Annotated in this window: 11 protein-coding genes and 1 pseudogene; 7 read left to right on the plus strand and 5 right to left on the minus strand. The window is 42.4% G+C overall.

Features of this window, described 5'->3' with window-relative positions; all coding sequences use genetic code 11:
* Positions 1-16 precede the first annotated feature (16 nt).
* From IGI82_RS05135 to IGI82_RS05150, 4 genes and pseudogenes are all read left to right on the plus strand, one after another.
* Positions 17-1,558 (plus strand): hypothetical protein, encoded by a 1,542-nt coding sequence (locus IGI82_RS05135; RefSeq protein WP_438841819.1) that lies wholly within the window; start codon positions 17-19, stop codon positions 1,556-1,558.
* A gap of 90 nt (positions 1,559-1,648) precedes the next feature.
* Positions 1,649-3,126 (plus strand): annotated as a pseudogene (locus IGI82_RS05140) (hypothetical protein).
* Between the two features lie 188 nt (positions 3,127-3,314).
* Positions 3,315-4,847 (plus strand): hypothetical protein, encoded by a 1,533-nt coding sequence (locus IGI82_RS05145; RefSeq protein ID WP_438841820.1) that lies wholly within the window; start codon positions 3,315-3,317, stop codon positions 4,845-4,847.
* Between the two features lie 67 nt (positions 4,848-4,914).
* Positions 4,915-6,444, plus strand: a complete 1,530-nt coding sequence (locus tag IGI82_RS05150; protein WP_438841821.1) for a hypothetical protein — start codon at positions 4,915-4,917, stop codon at positions 6,442-6,444.
* 350 nt (positions 6,445-6,794) lie between these two features.
* Here IGI82_RS05150 and IGI82_RS05155 read toward each other — a convergent pair whose 3' ends face one another.
* Together IGI82_RS05155 and IGI82_RS05160 are read right to left on the minus strand one after the other, a co-directional pair.
* Positions 6,795-7,634 carry an aldo/keto reductase gene (locus IGI82_RS05155; protein ID WP_016610001.1) on the minus strand — a complete coding sequence of 280 codons (840 nt, stop codon included), beginning with the start codon at positions 7,632-7,634 and terminating at the stop codon, positions 6,795-6,797.
* Positions 7,635-7,769: 135 nt separating this feature from the next.
* On the minus strand, positions 7,770-8,597 hold the full coding sequence (locus IGI82_RS05160) for a manganese catalase family protein (RefSeq protein ID WP_005225417.1): 828 nt from the start codon (positions 8,595-8,597) through the stop codon (positions 7,770-7,772).
* Between the two features lie 185 nt (positions 8,598-8,782).
* Between IGI82_RS05160 and IGI82_RS05165 the strand changes: the two genes are divergently transcribed.
* Positions 8,783-9,724 (plus strand): magnesium transporter CorA family protein, encoded by a 942-nt coding sequence (locus IGI82_RS05165; protein WP_375818529.1) that lies wholly within the window; start codon positions 8,783-8,785, stop codon positions 9,722-9,724.
* Positions 9,725-9,796: 72 nt separating this feature from the next.
* On the opposite strand, the gene IGI82_RS05170 is transcribed toward IGI82_RS05165, so the two are convergent.
* From IGI82_RS05170 to IGI82_RS05180, 3 genes are all read right to left on the minus strand, one after another.
* Positions 9,797-10,648 (minus strand): carbohydrate ABC transporter permease, encoded by an 852-nt coding sequence (locus IGI82_RS05170; protein ID WP_010747711.1) that lies wholly within the window; start codon positions 10,646-10,648, stop codon positions 9,797-9,799.
* A complete protein-coding gene (locus IGI82_RS05175; RefSeq protein ID WP_016610005.1) occupies positions 10,638-11,510 on the minus strand; it encodes a carbohydrate ABC transporter permease in 873 nt (290 codons plus the stop codon). The genes IGI82_RS05170 and IGI82_RS05175 overlap by 11 nt, the downstream gene beginning before the upstream one ends.
* Before the next feature lie 92 nt (positions 11,511-11,602).
* The gene (locus IGI82_RS05180) at positions 11,603-12,862 is read right to left on the minus strand and encodes an ABC transporter substrate-binding protein (protein ID WP_010747713.1); all 1,260 of its coding nucleotides are present in this window, start codon (positions 12,860-12,862) and stop codon (positions 11,603-11,605) included.
* 406 nt (positions 12,863-13,268) lie between these two features.
* Here IGI82_RS05180 and IGI82_RS05185 point away from each other — a divergent pair, with 406 nt between their 5' ends.
* Positions 13,269-13,517 (plus strand): GlsB/YeaQ/YmgE family stress response membrane protein, encoded by a 249-nt coding sequence (locus IGI82_RS05185; RefSeq protein WP_005225422.1) that lies wholly within the window; start codon positions 13,269-13,271, stop codon positions 13,515-13,517.
* A 183-nt stretch (positions 13,518-13,700) separates the two neighbouring features.
* Complete coding sequence (locus IGI82_RS05190) at positions 13,701-14,102, plus strand: Ohr family peroxiredoxin (RefSeq protein ID WP_005225423.1); 402 nt, start codon at positions 13,701-13,703, stop codon at positions 14,100-14,102.
* Positions 14,103-14,175: the final 73 nt, after the last annotated feature.

The following is a 14,175-nucleotide window of genomic DNA, read 5'->3' on the forward strand; positions in this document are numbered from 1 at the left end:
GTAAGGAGTGAATTGAATGCAATCAGATAAACGCATAACCGCAATGAGTAAGAAAGAGGCTGATAGAGCAGATCCATTATGTACCATTCTTTGTATTTTATTTATCTGTTTCACCATCTGTCACTTTTTAGTTTTACCTGTAAAAGCAGCCGAGGTTTCAGATGCTGATTCAATTCAGATAGAAGGCACCTTAGCCGCCATCCTTAACAGCGAAAGGAATACTACAGAACCCACAGGTCCGCTCACTGAACCATTGCTGGAAATCGTCACGGAACTTCCGAATTCAGAATTGATGGTTCCTTTTTTAGAATTGATTTATGCGGTAACACCAAGTGCGGGGGAAATGCTGAAAGAAGTCTATGTCAATGTGAACGGCGAATACGATCGGCATCTGTATCAAAGAGCGATAGGGGAACCCAAGGTGACGGAGCGAACATTCGGTGAGGCACGACTCTTTCTCTCTAGCGACCAAAAGGAAAGTTACTTTGAATTGGTCGCCGTCGATAGTGGTGGTGCTGTCAGTAGCTATTTTATTGAGCAGTCATTTTGGTTGTCCGAAAATCCTAAACCGCCGTTACCGACTATCGCTGATGTAACGACGGAAGATTATTATGGGGAAGAAGTGACCTTTATTAATAATCGGCTCCATCTCCAATTGAACGGTGAGAGTTTTACGCGAGAAAATGAGGGAGGGTTCGAAACGATGCTTGACCTTGTTCTTGATGAATTTTCCTACTACGATATGGAGCTGATTGCTGGGCCTGACAGAAATGATCGAGTAGTGGTCCAGTTGAACCAAACCTCTTACAAGGAACTGGGTAGACTAATTTCTGATCTCAAGTTATTTACGTATGATGTGATTGCCAATGGGAGTAGAGAGGAAATCGGTTTAGCAGCGGCTGAACGTCTCCCAAAAACAGAGGAACCTGTCAATCGTTCTGTAGAATTCACACCAGAGATCCTAAAAATCGGCTGGGTACCAGGTTTGTTTTTCCGAAGATATCAGGACAACGTGGTAGGTTTCAAGCTGCATGAAGAAACCACTTTTTTAAATCCAGAGTCATTTCCTGAAACTTATCTCAGTAAGGCGCTGCTAAAAGAAAAAATCGATGAAGCTGTTGCAGCGATTGGCGGCGTTCGTTTAGAAGAAAATCAACCCATCTACCCTAGTGTAAAAGTAGGGGTAGCAGGAAATACACCAAGGAATTTAGTAAAAAAAGGGCAACAACTACTAACTGATTATCCCGAAGTCTTTTCAAAAGGGTATGTAATAATCAGAGAAAGGCAAAATATTTATGGTTATGGTACCACAGACGAATACAAACGACGATGGCGTGTTAGGAGTAATTTTGAAGAACGGAACTACCCTATCTGGGGAATCATCAATCCGAATGGCAAAATTACGTCGTTAACGAGTATGGGCTGGGATGGTGTGACTGTTAGCATGGCGTTAGTGATAGGATTTGGTTCTATCGGCTTTATTGTGTTTATATTTGACCTTTTTGCTTGCCAAAGGGCAGAAAAACGGAAGAGGAATAGGCAATCAGGTAGAAACTGATCCTCATAGGTCATTCTCAGATGGCAATGAATGCTATTAAACAGATCATTTAAAATGTTTAGACCTTCATAAGTGAAAGGAGTGAAGCGAATGAAATCCGCTGATTGCACGGCATCTATCGACGAGAAAATTTATGAAAACTTCTTTGGAAATCATAAAATATTCAGCCTGTTTTTCTTTGCTCTTGCCATCTATCATATGACCAGTTGGCAAGTATCAGCAGTCGAAGTACCAACCGGCCAGTCTCAAGGCGTCTTAGCCGACATCTTCAACAGCGAAAGGAATACCCCAGAACCCACAGAGCCGCTCACTGAACCATTGCTGGAAATTGTCACGGAACTTCCGAATTCAGAATTGATGGTTCCTTTTTTAGAATTGATTTATGCGGTCACACCAAGCGAAGGGCAAACATTAGAAGAAGTCTATGTCAATGTGAACGGCGAATACGATCAGCACTTGTATCAAAAAAAAAGCGGGAGAACCTGAATTCACAGAGCGAACATTCGGTGAAGCTCGTCTCTTTCTTTCTACCGATGAACAGGAGAGCCGATTTGAATTAGTCGCCGTCGATAGCAGTAACAGAAGGACTTATTATCCCATAGAGCAGTCATTTTGGTTATCGGAAAATCCCGAGCCGCCGTTGCCGACTATCGCTGATGTAACGACGGAAGATTATTATGGGGAAGAAGTAACCTTCATTAACAATCGGCTTCATCAAAAAATTTTTAGATGATTTGCTTGATGAACTTGCATATTACGACATGGTATTGATTGCTGGTCCAGACAAGAATGCCCGAGTAACGATTCAGTTAAAACAAACTCCTTATAGAGAGCTTAATAGATTTATTCGTGATTTAAAAACATTTACTGAGGACATTGTTACCGATGGAGAAATTGAAGAAATGACTTTAGCAGCGGCTGATCGTCTCCAAAAAAAAGAGGAACCTGTCAATCGTTCTGTAGAATTCAAACCAGAGATGCTAAAAATCGGCTGGGTACCTGGTTTGTTTTTCCGAAGGTATCAGGACAATGTGATAATGTTCAAATTTCATGAGGAATCCGCTTTTTTAAATCCAGAGTCGTTTCCTGAAACTTATCTTAGCAAGGCACTGATAAAAGAAAAAATCGATGAAGCTGTTGCAACGATTGGCGGCGTTCGTTTAGAAGAAAATCGACCTTCCTATCCTTATGTGCAAATAGCTGTAGGAGGAAATACACCAAGGAATTTAGTGAAGAAAGGGCAACAACTACTGACGAATTATCCCGAAGTCTTTTCAAAAGGGTATGTAATAATCAGAGGAAGGCAAAATAATTATGGCTACACTACCACAGCCGAATACAAACGACGGTGGCGTGTTATGAGCACCTTTGAAGAACGGAACTATCCTATCTGGGCGACCATCAATAGGAATGGCACAGTATCATCCATATACAAAATGGGCTTAAGAGGGCTGCCGACTATCGTGAAACTACTAGGAGGCGCCGGTCTATTTTGTGGCATTCTGAGTTTCGCCATCTTCATTTACCGAAAAAGACCTCCTCGCAAGAAACATGAATTTTGGGGTTGAAATTCATTGAAGGACAAATGAATCTCCTTTCATTACGAAGGTGTGCTTCAAAGGCAATGATTTATTTCTATAAGGTAGAGAATGTTTTTGTGTAAACCTTTTGGTTCCAAATGTGTAACAAATTAGAATCTGATACAGCATACGATGTGGTGCGTATCTCAAATCAATAAAAGAAGGGAGTTAAATAGATGCAATTCATTGATTATGCGGAATCAATCGTCGAGAGAGTCTTTAGGGAACTCTTTCGCCACTTGAAAATCTGCTACCTGCTCTTCTTTACTCTTGCCACTTATCACTTTACAAGCATACAAGCACCAGCAGACGAAGTATCAACCGACCAGTCCCAAGGCATCTTAGCCGATATCCTCAACAGCGAAAGGAATAGCCCAGAGCCCACAGAGCCGCTCACTGAACCATTGCTGGAAATCGTCACAGAGCTACCCGATTCAGAATTAATGATTCCCTTTTTTGAATTGATTTATGCAGTGACACCAAGTGAAGGGGAAATGCTGAAAGAAGTCTATGTCAATGTGAACGGTGAATATGATCGGCATTTGTATCAGAGAGCGATAGGGGAGCCGAAGGTCATGGAGCGAACATTCGGTGAAGCTCGTCTCTTTCTTTCTGCCGATGAACAGGAGAGCCGATTTGAATTAGTCGCTGTCGATAGCAGTAACAAAAGGACTTATTATCCCATAGAGCAGTCATTTTGGTTATCGGAAAATCCCGAACCGCCGTTGCCGACTATTGCCGACATATCAATACTTGATCGTTATGAAGGAAAGATAGCTTTTGTACATAATCGTCTCCATCTCCAATATAATGACGAGATACTTACAGGAATAAACGAGCAAAACGGCGAAACGAGTTTAGATCAGCTGTTGGATGAACTTTCTTACTATGACATGGCGTTGATTGCTGGACCAGACAAGAATGAGAGAGTAACGATTCAGTTAAAGCAAACTCCTTATAGAGAGCTTAATAGATTCTTTCGTGATTTAGAAACATTTACTTCTGGTATTGTTACCGATGGAGAAATTGAAGAGATGACTTTAGCTGAGGTGGACCAGTTACCCAAAACAGCAGCACCCGTCGATCGCTCGGTTGAGTTTAAACGGCATATGTTAAAAATCGGCTGGGTACCGGGCTTGTTTTTCCGAAGGTATCAGGACAACGTGGTAGGTTTTAAGTTACATGAAGAAACCATTTTTTTAAATCCCGAGTCGTTTCCTGAAACTTATCTCAGTAAGAAACTGATAAATGAAAAAATCGACGAAGCTGTTGCAGCGATTGATGGCATTCGTTTAGAAGAAAATCGACTTTCTTATCCTTATGTGCAAATAGCTGTAGGAGGAAATACACCAAGGAATTTAGTGAAGAAAGGGCAGCAACTACTGACGAATTATCCCGAAGTCTTTTCAAAAGGGTATGTAATAATCAGAGGAAGGCAAATTATTTATGGCTATACTACCACAGCCGAATACAAACGACGATGGCGTGTTATGAGCACCTTTGAAGAACGGAACTATCCTATCTGGGCAATCATCAACCCGAATGGCACAGTTTCGTCGTTAACGAGTATGGGTTGGCACGGCGTGACTGTCAGCATGGCGTTAGTGATAGGATTTGGTTCTATCGGCTTTATTGTGTTTATATTTGAACTTTTTGCTTGTCAAAGGGCAGAAAGACGGAAAAGGAATAGACAATCAGGTAAAAACTGATTCTCGTTGGCCATTCTTAAATTCTAATAGAATTCTGTTACCTCCAAAGAAGAAAGGAGCAAAGTGAATGCAAGTCGCTGCGCAAATAAATTCAACCGAAGAGAAATTTTTTGAAAATATCTTTCCCATCTATAAAATCTTTAGTCTGTGTTTCTTTGCTCTTGCCATCTATCATATGACCAGTTGGCAAGTATTAGCAGCCGAAGGACCAACCGACCAGTCCCAAGGCGTCATAGCCGACATCCTCAACAGCGAAAGGATTACCCCAGAACCCACAGAGCCGCTCACTGAACCATTGTTGGAAATCGTCACGGAACTTCCCAATTCAGAACTAATGGTTCCCTTTTTTGAATTGATTTATGCAGTGACACCAAGTGAGGGGGAAATGCTGAAAGAAGTCTATGTCAATGTGAACGGTGAATATGATCGGCATTTGTATCAAAGAGCGATAGGAGAGCCAAAGTTCACGGAGCGAACATTTGGTGAGGCGAGGCTTTTTCTTTCTAGTGACCAACAGGAAAGTAAATTTGAATTGGTCGCCGTCGATAGTAGTAACAAAAGGACTTATTATCCCATAGAGCAGTCATTTTGGTTATCCGAAAATCCCGAGCCGCCGTTGCCGACTATCGCTGATGTAACGACGGAAGAGTATTCCGGTGAAGAAGTGACCTTCATTAACAATCGGCTCCATTTTCAACTGGATAGGGAGCGCTTTAATCGAGAATTCGGGTCAAACCATGAAACGGTTTTAGACAAATTACTTTATGAACTTTCATATTTTGGTGGTGAACTTCTATCCGGTCCAGATAAAAATGATTTTGCAACAATTCGTTTGAAGGGAACTTCTTATGAAGAGCTTGAAAGGATTATACAGAAGTCAATCTCAGAATCCTATGGATTTATCGCTGATGGAAAGATCCAAGAGATAGCTTTAGCCACATCAGATTTATTGCCTAGTGAGGAAGAACCTGTCAACCGCTCCTTTGAGTTAAAACCTGAAATGGTGCGAGTTGGTTTTGTTCCTGGATTGTTTTTGAGAAGGTATCAAAACAATGTGTTGAGCTTTCAATTGCATGAAGAAACATCTTTTTTGAATGCTGAAACGTTTCCAGAGACTTACCTTAGTAAAAAACTGATAGAAAATAAGATTGATGAAACAATTACAGCAATAGATGGGATTCGATTGGAAAGAAATCCTTCTAGTTATTCTCTTTTCCGCGTAAAGGTTGCTGATGGGACACCTAGAGAATTGATAAAAAAAGCCCAAAAACTATTGGCAGAGCACCCCAACATTTTTGCAGAAGCACGTTTAGCTATATTGGCAGACATAAAAGCACCACGTTATGCCACAATTCCTGAATACGAAAGAAAACCTCTTGATAGGCGATTAAATCACTTAGAACAACAAATATACCAATTTTGGGGAAGGATTAATGAAAATGGCACAGTTTCTTCAATGGCAGATATGGGCTTAAGAGGGCTGCCGACTATCGTGAAACTACTAGGAGGCGCCAGTCTATTTTGTGGCATTCTGAATTTCGCCATCTTCATTTACCGAAAAAGACCTCCTCGCAAGAAACACGAGTTTTGGGGGTAACGTTCACTGATGGGCATGTGGAAATTCCTTTCAAGCTGAAGGAAAACGGGGAAACGTTGTTGTCTTTAAGTGTCGAAACAGTGAAGGACAACCTTCTTTCGAGAAACCGACATTCGATTAAAAGCTGTGATGAACGCCTAGCTGACGCTTGTCACCTTTAAGAAAATCGAACTGCTAGCAAGGGAATTTCTGCCAAAAAGAATATTTTGATCGTACGACTTTGATCCACGCAAAGCTAACCACTGGAGCCTTGGTTACATAAAAAACCTCTCAAAAGCAGCTGGTCGCTGATTTTTGAGAGGTTTTGTCTGCCAAGAGATAGCTATGGTGTTTTTTTCAGTTGAAATTGTTTATTCAAATTCTTCATACTCATTTGGGTCTTGACCATCGATGCGGCCGTCTGCTTTGTTTAACTGATTGATTTGATTGATTTCATCTTCAGTCAGTTCAAAGTCGAAGATCGCAAGATTTTCTCGTTGATGGGCGAGGTTTCTTGATTTTGGAAGGGGCAAAATGCCACGATCCACATGCCAGCGCAAGATGATTTGACCAGCTGATTTTTGGTATTTCTCAGCTAATTCAGTGATCAGTGGTTCTTTCAGGGCATCGCTGCCACGACCTAATGGGCTCCAGGCTTCCGTTACGATGCCGCGCTTTTTGTTTTCTGCGACCATTCGTTCTTGGACCCAGTAAGGATGGATCTCAATTTGATTTAGTGCAGGGGTCACACCAGTTGCTTCAATGATGGCATCCAAATGTTCTGGTTCAAAATTGGAAACGCCGATGGAACGGATCAAGCCTAATTTTTGGGCGGTCACTAAGGCTTGCCAAGCTTCGACATATTTGCCGCGTTTTGGTAATGGCCAGTGGATCAAAAAGGCATCGAAGTAGTCGAGCCCCATGCGAGCAAGGGATTCTTGAATGCTGGTTAAGGCATCATCATAGCCATGGTATTTTCCTGGTAATTTTGAGGTGATATAAAATTCTGAACGTGGGATACCAGAGCGACGGATCGCTTTGCCGACAATGCCTTCATTGTCATAATTGGTTGAAGAATCGATCAAGCGATACCCGTCGGCGATCGCTGCTTGCAGCTGGCTCAATCCTTCGCCACCACGGATCTGATAGGTACCGATGCCCACTGCGGGGCGTAAATTGCCGTCGTTTAATGTCAGTAAAGGTGCTTTCATAAAATGATTCCTCCTTTTCTTCTCTACATTCTACTCTAACGCTTTTTTGACAGGAACGTAACCAACTTGCTCAAACAGACAAAGAAAAAAGAGCAACGGTTTCTGTTTCAGAAACAATTGCTCTTTTTGATCAAATTATTTTTCAGGCGGTGTGCCATACATTTTTGGTGTGACTTGATCGAGTTTTGGCGCTTTTCCTTCGACTTTTGGTTCGTCTAGCCATTGGTATTCGCCTTCACCATCAAGGGCTTTGCCTTTCGCCCAAGAGCCTTCTTTACTTTGGTCGCCTTCTGAGAAGTTATAGAAATCATAAGCGATATCTAAGCGTTCGTTTTTGCGGTCAAAGGTAGTCGGCACTAAAATCGAGCCTTCGTTTTCTTCCAATTCTTTCACGGCAGCTGCCCAGAGATTTTGGTGGTAGCTATCACGCGCTAATAAGACCGAAAGTAAGTCTTTGACCCCACGGTCATCGATCATTTCATAGATGCGTGCTACTTGCAGACGACCTTGTGATTCCGCATTTAAGTTGGCACGGAAATCAGCAAGTAAGTTGCCACTAGCAATGATATACGCACCTGACCATGGATTGCCGACGCTATCAGCAGGACGTGGTCCTAAGCCGGCAACGATGGCATGTTGCGGATTCATTCCAGAAATGATCGCACCGATCGTTGGGTCTTTTTTCATAGCCGCTTCTTGATCTTCCACAGGTGCACCTTCCAGTAGACGTGCAACCATCGTTGCTAACATTTCAACGTGTCCAAGCTCTTCAGTAGCGATATCCATTAACATGTCTTTGTATTTTTCTTCCCCACGGCAGCTCCATCCTTGGAATAAGTATTGCATGGCAACACTCATCTCTCCATATTGTCCACCGATTAATTCTTGAAGGTATTTCGCAACTAACGGATTTGGTTTTTCTGGTTTAGCTTCAAACTGCAATTCTTTCTGATGACGAAACATACGATTCCTCCTAAAATTTTTTATTGGGCCCATAAAAAGTTTCTCATGAATCGAAACGTTCGTCTAATAAAACGCACTTTGCCAAAATGAAAAAAGCATCGAAAAGAAAAGCCATTTATTTTGACAAAAAGCCGTAAGCGTTAGATAGTTAAATTAAGAGAGAATTAGAAAAGGAGCGAGTCACCATGTTTCAGTATTACAAAATGGAAGACCGAAAAATAAGGAAATCTTCGGAGGAGGATTACAATTGGCTAGTGGTTTCTGGCACAGAACCAGAGGAACAACGACACTTGTTAGATAAGTATCAACTGCCTGAAGATATTTTTATTGGCGCCAATGAACCGGAAGAAGTGTCACGTTTGGAATACTTGCGCAACACCAAGTTAAATCATCCGATTCTCTATACTTTGATCGATTTGTCGGAAGTGACACAAGATCGGATCGAAGACCGTCTTGAGCCTGTGACTTTTATCTACACCAAGGATCTGTTGATTACGTATGTCTCCCATCAATCCAATTTGATCAAACGATTGATCGAAAAGCATGAGCAAGATATCCAGCGGTATGAAGATATCGTTGCCTATTCGACGTTGATGATCTACACCCATTACATCAAAGGTTTGCAGGAGATGAAGAAGCAAATCGATGATTTGGATCAAGCAGCCCGTAAAACGACGGAAAACAAGGAATTGTTTAACTTAGCCGATACCGAGCGAGACATGGTCTATCTTGATCACACCTTGCGGGACCAAAACCATACTGTCGATCGATTGATGGATCGCAAAGAATTTTTGGATCGTTTGGATAATGAAGCCCTTGTTTATGACATCAAGCTGCGGCAAAAATTTGCCATGAAAATGGTCACTATTTATCGCGACTTGTTAGAAACCATCGGTGGCTTGTTCTCCGATATGATGGACAACAATCTAAACCATCTGATGAAATACTTGGATTCTGCGGCATTAGTGGTGGCTGTGCCGTCCTTGATCGCGGGGCTATGGGGGATCAACACCGGAGGGTTGCCAGGAAAAGACAATGCGATCGGTACGATTGTCGTCTTTGGCTTGGCTATTTTAGTCGGCATTTTAACTGCCGTCTACTTGTCACGAAAAGACTTTTCAAAATAAAAAGTGCCGCTGCTCTGTTGCACCGTTCATCCATAAAAGGAGAAAGGTGTGACGAAGCAGTCGGCACTTTTTTTATTTTAGTCCGCTGTCTAAATTGCTGTCGAGAATCCAGCGCTGAAAGGCGAGGAAGACCAGCAGCAAAGGCAAAATGGAAATTACCGAGGCAGCGATCAAAATCGTCCAATTGATATTTTCCGCGCCCACCAAGCTGCGGATCGCCACTTGCAAGGTGTATTTTTTCGGATCATTCAAGACGATCAAGGGCCAGATATAATCATTCCACCGCCACTGGAAGGAAAAGATCCCCAGTGTCATAATGATTGGTCGGGCAATCGGCAGCATGATTTTCAAAAAGATCATCCCATCCGAAGCGCCATCGATGCGGGCTGATTCAATCAGATCGTCAGGAACGGAGACGAAAAAGGTTCGGAACATAAAGATACCTGTTGCTGTATTGATGGAAGGGATGATGATCCCCAATAAGTTATCATATAAGCCTAGTGAACGAATGACAGAAAATGTTGGGTTCATGATAACTTCCGTCGGCAGCATGGTGGTGGCGATGATACAGATGAAGAAAAAACGCAGCCATTTCGCATCATATTTTGCAAAGGCATAGCCACAGGCGGCGCTGACTAGGATCGTCAATAAAGTGGTGACCACCGCTGAAATCAACGTATTATTGAAGTAACGAAAGAAATCCAATGTTGTCCAAGCATCAATAAAGTTTTGAATGGTTGGATTTTCAGGAATGATTTTCAAGGGATAAGCAAATAATTCAGTCCCTGGTTTAAAGGCACTCAATAAGAACCAAAGTAGTGGAAAAAGGTACAGCAGGGAAGTGATGATCAGTGCCAGCGTTAAAAAAAACATCGCTGACTTTCTTGTGACAGGTCGTTTGGTTTTGATGGTCTTAGATGTCATTCTTGCCGCCTCCAATCTTCATTTGTGCTAAGCCTAACAGTAAAAGAATCACGAAAAGTACCATGGAGGCAGCACTGGCATAGCCGACCCGCATTTTGTCAAACCCAGTCGTATAGATATATTGCACGATCAACATGTTGTCGGTTCCTGGACCACCATTGGTCAGCGATTGCACGAGGGCGAACTCTTTCATAGCGCCGATCGAAGCCAATAAGATGACCATAAAGGAAGTCGGCCGCAGCATAGGCAAGGTGATGTAGCGTAATTTATGCCCAAAGCTGGCGCCGTCGATCTCAGCAGCTTCATACAATGAGCGAGGGATATTTTTCAAAGCTGCAGTAAATTGCAGCATGTTAAAGGCAGTCCCGCCCCAGATGGCAGCCAAAATAATGACAGAAAAGGCAGCATTCGAGTCGGTAAACCACGGGACAGTTGGTTGTCCCGCTTGCTCTAGAATAAAGTTGATAAAGCCAAAGTTTTCACCAAACAGCCATTTCCAGATAACCCCAGCGATGATCCCAGAGATGGTCCATGGTAAGAAAAAAATGATCTTTGCGAAAAATTTGCCTTTCGCCAGCTGACTGTTCAACATCAAAGCGACGGCGAGAGAAACGACATAGATACTTGGGACCAGAATGATCACATAACGAAATGTACGAAATAGTGCTTTATAGAAGCTGGCGTCTTGAAACAGTTCTTGATAATTCGCCAAGCCGATAAAATTGGCTGTCGCAAAGCCTTTATAGTCGGTTAACGAGTAATAAAGTCCTAAGAGTGCTGGAATCAAAAAGAAGATAATGAACAAAATGATGCTTGCGCCAGTGAATAGCAACGGCCATTTGTTTTTTTGTAAAGTACTCACAGAAAATTCCTCCTCCGACGATCGTATCAGCAACAAAGAACCCGCAGTCTGCAAAAAGTCAGACTATGGGTTCTTTGTGGTTGAACGTCTGTTTATTTCTTCAAAAACCCATCATTGTAATCCTTGATCGTCTTGTCGATTGCCTCATCTAATGTAATTTCATCATTTAATACTTGCACGATGGCATCACGGTAAGCCCCTGTCAATCCAGTGTAGCCTTTCATACTCATCGTCACTTGATCGGTAGTTTGCTTGCTGCTGATTGGTTGAGCAGCGGCTGCGATCTCTTGGTTGTAGATTTCATAAGCATCCTGGCCTTGTTCATAGTCGACCGTCAAATCTTCCACCGCAGGTAAGTAACCAGCATAGGTACAAAGCTGTTTGTAATTTTCTTCTTCGTACAACCATTTGATGAATTTTTCGCCTTCTTCACTGTTTTTACTATTGTTGAAGCCAGTGATGAAGTTGCCGCCCATATTGACCGCGCGGGTCTCTTCATAAGGAGAATAGGTGGATTGCCAGTTAAAGTTGCTGATGTTGGTAGAAAAATCAACGATCTGCCAGCTGCCAGAAAAGTAAGCTGGAACACGGCCGCTCTTGAACATAGCAGAAGCATCTTCTCCAGAGGTCCAAACCGATTTTGGCATCACTTCGTCATTGTTCAAATCAACAAATTTTTGCAAAGCCGCTTTCGTAGCATCATCGGTCGTGTAAGAATCACCGCTGTCATCTAAAAAGAAATCTTGTCCCCCGTATTGATAGGTGAAAGCCCGTAAACGGTGATCCGACGCGTCCATGACCATACCGTATTTGGCATCGGTTTTTTCAACGACTTCATTGATCGCGGTTAAAAATTCATCCCAAGTCCAAATGTCCTCTTCCGAAGTGGGGTAGGTCACACCAGCTTCGTCAAACAAATCCGTATTGATAAACAACCCAGTGGCAGTGACATCAGAAGGAAGTGCTTTGACGACATCTGCTTCATCTTTGATCGTCATCGATTCCAATGTGTTTGCCTCACTGGCGATGTCTGATAGATCCATCAGATAGTCATTCCAGTCAGGTTGAACGGTTGAAACCCGCACGACTTCTGGCGCATCATCCGCTTGAACAGCTTTGGTGATCTTTGTCAGCAAGTCCGCATAAGGCACATCGGTGACTTCGACAGTCACACCAGTTTCTTCCTTGTATTTTTCCGCCATTTTCGAATAAGCGCCGCCTTCACTGGTATCTCCAGAAACGAACATACGAATCTGCTTGTTCTCGCTGGCACTGTCACCACTGCCGCAGCCAGCGACCCCTAACATCACTGCCGCCAAAGACAAAATTGAATACCCTATTTTTTTGTTCATTTTGTTCCTCTCCTTTATTGAATGATTTTTGTTCAAAAAAACGTTTCCAATCGAAAACGATCGAAACGTCCCCCAATGAAAAATAGCTGATGTACTGAAAAGATAGCAGTCCTAGGACTGATCGAGGAGTGAAAAGTGCCAATTATCTGACAAAATAAGAGTGGTTCTCCCTCAGTTTAGCGGATAAGATGCAAAATACAAAATAAAACGATTTCAAAAAATGCACCAATACTAAAAAAAACGAATTAAAGCTCTTACAACGATAATTAGGAAGTACTGATAAACGTTAATATAACAAGGTTTGAAAATTTTTTTTGCAAATTGAGTGCAAATCTTTTGTCTAAAACGGGGATTAAGCGTAACATAATATGTGTAATAACTACTTAAAAGAAAGAAGGAGAAAAATATGCATTGGTTATGGGTATTAATCGTAGGAGCTATTATCGGTTTGATCGCCGGAGCTATCACAAATAAAGGTGGATCAATGGGTTGGATCGCCAACATCGTTGCAGGTTTAGTAGGTTCAGCTATTGGACAAGCGATCTTAGGTTCTTGGGGTCCATCACTTGCTGGAATGGCAATCGTCCCATCAATTATTGGTGCGGTTATTGTAGTTGCTGTTGTTTCATTCTTCTTAGGACGTTCAAACGGCTAGTCCATTCAGCAATTGTTTACATTCATTTATTTCGGGTAGCAATTACCTCGAATAGACAGGCAAATCCAGAGTTTCTGGGTTTGCCTTTTTTGTTTTTTAAAAGGATGCATAAGCAATCCTTTTGTCAGATTAGAAAATTGTCGTTACACTTGAAGTAGGTCAAAAAAGAAAGGAAGAGGTTCAATGAAAAAGCAATATGAAACAGCGATGATCAATCGAGGCGGACGTGTCGGAGAGGTCGAAGCACCAAACGGTAGTTTTCACCTGAAAATCGACAAGCCAGGTCTTCATAGTGAAGGGACCAATCCAGAGCAATTATTTGCCGCAGGCTATGCTTCATGCTTCAACGGTGCCGTACAGCATATGCTGAAAGAGCATAACATCGAATCCGAATCCGAAGTTAAAGCAAGAGTGTCTTTGTATCAGCATGAGGACGGTAGTTACCAAATCGGCGTGATTTTAGAAGTATCGTTACCAGGCGTTGAAAAAGCCGAGGCAGAGAAAATCGCAGAAGAAGCTCATGATTTTTGTCCGTATTCTCGGGCCACTCGCGGCAACATTGATGTCGAAGTTCAAGTAGTCTAAGCAGTATTACGAATAGACAAACAATAAGCGGTTGGTAAATCAGCCGACAAGAGGGAATTCATCAAGGAGGCCA

Origin of the sequence: Enterococcus sp. AZ067, from assembly GCF_051715005.1 — a bacterium.
Classification (GTDB): Bacteria; Bacillota; Bacilli; order Lactobacillales; family Enterococcaceae; genus Enterococcus_D; species Enterococcus_D casseliflavus.

Excerpts from the sequence above, each read along its gene's own strand:
- IGI82_RS05160 (WP_005225417.1), bottom strand. The coding sequence starts at position 8,597 with ATGTTTCGTCATCAGAAAGAATTGCAGTTTGAAGCTAAACCAGAAAAA.
- IGI82_RS05150 (WP_438841821.1), top strand. The coding sequence starts at position 4,915 with ATGCAAGTCGCTGCGCAAATAAATTCAACCGAAGAGAAATTTTTTGAA.
- IGI82_RS05180 (WP_010747713.1), bottom strand. The coding sequence starts at position 12,862 with ATGAACAAAAAAATAGGGTATTCAATTTTGTCTTTGGCGGCAGTGATG.
- IGI82_RS05170 (WP_010747711.1), bottom strand. The coding sequence starts at position 10,648 with ATGACATCTAAGACCATCAAAACCAAACGACCTGTCACAAGAAAGTCA.
- IGI82_RS05190 (WP_005225423.1), top strand. The coding sequence starts at position 13,701 with ATGAAAAAGCAATATGAAACAGCGATGATCAATCGAGGCGGACGTGTC.
- IGI82_RS05165 (WP_375818529.1), top strand. The coding sequence starts at position 8,783 with ATGTTTCAGTATTACAAAATGGAAGACCGAAAAATAAGGAAATCTTCG.
- IGI82_RS05145 (WP_438841820.1), top strand. The coding sequence starts at position 3,315 with ATGCAATTCATTGATTATGCGGAATCAATCGTCGAGAGAGTCTTTAGG.
- IGI82_RS05135 (WP_438841819.1), top strand. The coding sequence starts at position 17 with ATGCAATCAGATAAACGCATAACCGCAATGAGTAAGAAAGAGGCTGAT.
- IGI82_RS05155 (WP_016610001.1), bottom strand. The coding sequence starts at position 7,634 with ATGAAAGCACCTTTACTGACATTAAACGACGGCAATTTACGCCCCGCA.
- IGI82_RS05185 (WP_005225422.1), top strand. The coding sequence starts at position 13,269 with ATGCATTGGTTATGGGTATTAATCGTAGGAGCTATTATCGGTTTGATC.